The 3,190-nt window shown below is 47.4% G+C and carries 2 rRNA genes; both read right to left on the minus strand.

Going from position 1 to position 3,190, the window contains the following annotated elements:
• Positions 1-13 precede the first annotated feature (13 nt).
• Positions 14-125 (minus strand): 5S ribosomal RNA (rrf, locus tag BM176_RS31990).
• Between the two features lie 112 nt (positions 126-237).
• Positions 238-3,118: ribosomal RNA gene (locus BM176_RS31995) — 23S ribosomal RNA — on the minus strand.
• Positions 3,119-3,190 lie beyond the last annotated feature (72 nt).

Raw genomic sequence — 3,190 nt, forward strand, 5'->3', positions numbered from 1 at the left:
CTTTTTTCAATAAATATGGCAGCTACCTACTCTCCCGCATGATTGTGCAGTACCATCGGCCATGAGGGGCTTAACTTCTCTGTTCGGAATGGGAAGAGGTGAACACCCTCGGCAAAACCACCATAAGATCTTGAAGATCTTTGTTACTATCAGCCTCCATTGTCTTTTCAGACTCATGAACGCTCTCGCAACGCAATAATTTACATATTGGGAAGTTGATAATACATTTACAAAATAAAATTAAAGCTTACGGGCAATTAGTACTACTCGGCTTCGATGTTACCACCCTTACACCTGTAGCCTATCAACGTCGTAGTCTCCGACGGCCCTTAAAAGTAAACTCATCTTGAGGTTGGTTTCACGCTTAGATGCTTTCAGCGTTTATCCTGTCCGTACATAGCTACTCAGCACTGCACCTGGCGGCACAACTGATACACCAGCGGTACGTACGACCCGGTCCTCTCGTACTAAGGTCATGTCCTCGCAATTTACTAACGATCACAACAGATAGGGACCGAACTGTCTTGCGACGTTCTGAACCCAGTTCACGTGCCACTTTAATCGGCGAACAGCCGAACCCTTGGGACCTTCTCCAGCCCCAGGATGTGACGAACCGACATCGAGGTGCCAAACCTCCCCGTCGATATGAGCTCTTGGGGGAGATCAGCCTGTTATCCCCGGAGTACCTTTTATCCTTTGAGCGATGGCCCTTCCATACAGAACCACCGGATCACTTTAGCCAGCTTTCGCTCCTGCTCGGCTTGTTTGCCTCACAGTCAAGCACCCTTTTACTAATGCGCTCTGCGTACGATTACCAACCGTACTGAGGGTACCTTTGCGAGCCTCCGTTACTTTTTAGGAGGCGACCACCCCAGTCAAACTACCCACCAAACAATGTCCACCTTGCGGTGTTAGACTCTAAACAACAGAAGGTTGGTATTTCAACGTTGACTCCACAACTCCTGGCGAAGCTGCTTCATAGTCTCCCAACTATCCTACACATCTGTGGTTCAAAATCAATGTTAAGTTGTAGTGAAGGTTCACGGGGTCTTTCCGTCCCGTTGCGATTAACCGGCATCTTCACCGATACTACAATTTCACCGAGCTCGTGGTAGAGACAGTGTCCAACTCATTAGACCATTCGTGCAGGTCGGAACTTACCCGACAAGGAATTTCGCTACCTTAGGACCGTTATAGTTACGGCCGCCGTTTACTGGGGCTTCAGTCAGAAGCTTTGGATTGCTCCGAACATCCTTCCTTAACCTTCCAGCACCGGGCAGGTATCAGGCTCTATACGTCATCTTTCGATTTTGCAGGGCCCTGTGTTTTTGTTAAACAGTTGGTTGGACCATTTTACTGAGACTGCATTACTGCAGTACGCCTTATCCCGAAGTTACAGCGTCAATTTGCCTAGTTCCTTTACCACGGATCACTCGAGCGCCTGAGGATACTCTCCTCGACTACCTGTGTCGGTTTGCGGTACGGGCTGCTATAACCGAACCTTAGAAGTTTTTCTTGGAAGTCTGTTTAGGGACATTATCAGCGCGGCCGAAGCTTTGCTGTACTATCAGGTTCATCATCCCGTGCGGATTTTCCTACACAAGATATAACTACTCCCTTTAACGCACTATTCCGTAAGTGCGCAGTCCTTTCACTACTCCGTTACTCCATCGAAGTTATAGCAGGTAATGGAATATTCACCATTTTGCCATCAGCTACGCCTCTCGGCTTTGCCTAAGGACCCGACTAACCCTGATCCGATTAGCGTTGATCAGGAACCCTTAGTCTTACGGCGTCTGGGTTTTTCACCCAAATTATCGTTACTTATGCCTACATTTTCTTTTCTAAACGCTCCAGCATTACTCACGTAACACCTTCAATGCAGTTTAGAATGCTCCCCTACCGATATACTGACATCGCCAGCAATCTTAAAGCTTCGGTTGTACGTTTGATGCCCGATTATTTTCCGTGCCCAAACCCTCGACCAGTGAGCTGTTACGCACTCTTTAAATGAATGGCTGCTTCCAAGCCAACATCCTGGCTGTTATAGGATTTGAACTTCGTTTGTTCAACTTAACGTACTATTAGGGACCTTAGCTGTTAATCTGGGTTATTTCCCTCTCGGCCATGGACCTTAGCGCCCACAGCCTCACTCCCGCAGATATATCATAGCATTCGGAGTTTATTAGGGTTTGGTAGGCGGTGAAGCCCCCTAGCCCAATTAGTAGCTCTACCTCTATGATAACTCTATGTACGAGGCTGTTCCTAAAAACATTTCGGGGAGAACGAGCTATCTCTCAGTTTGATTGGCCTTTCACCCCTATCCACAGGTCATCCCATAGCTTTTCAACGCTAATGGGTTCGGTCCTCCAGTTTGTGTTACCAAACCTTCAACCTGCCCATGGATAGATCACAAAGTTTCGCGTCTACCCCTACTGACTATACGCTCTGTTAGAACTCGCTTTCGCTACGGCTCCGCAACTTAAGTGCTTAACCTTGCCAGTAAGGAGTAACTCGTAGGCTCATTATGCAAAAGGCACGCCGTCACATATTACTATGCTCCGACCGCTTGTAGGCGCACGGTTTCAGGAACTATTTCACTCTCCTGTTCGGAGTACTTTTCACCTTTCCCTTACGGTACTGGTTCACTATCGGTCTCTAGGGAGTATTTAGCCTTATCAGATGGTGCTGACAGATTCACACAGGATTTCTCCGGTCCCGCGCTACTCAGGATACTACGCGTCCATCAGAATTTCTGCCTACAGGACTATCACCTGCTATGGTTCATCTTTCCAGATGATTCAACTTGATCTGACTTTCTAAATGTAGTCCTACAACCCCCGGACAGCACGCCATCCAGGTTTGGGCTTTTCCCCGTTCGCTCGCCACTACTTAGGGAATCATTATTTATTTTCTTTTCCTGCAGGTACTTAGATGTTTCAGTTCCCTGCGTTGGCCCCCTTGCGGGTAATACACCTTCAGTGTATTGGGTTGTCCCATTCGGAAATCTACGGATGTAACGATCGTTTGCATCTCCCCGTAGCTTATCGCAGCTTACCACGTCCTTCTTCGCCTCCTAGAGCCTAGGCATCCACCATGCGCCCTTATTCGCTTTAAAAATCTTTGCTTCTTGCAAAGTGTATTATCACCTTTTTTTCCCAATATGTCAAAGAGCTTATATAATAACCTT

The organism is Chitinophaga sp. CF118 (genome assembly GCF_900112615.1).
GTDB lineage: Bacteria > Bacteroidota > Bacteroidia > Chitinophagales > Chitinophagaceae > Chitinophaga.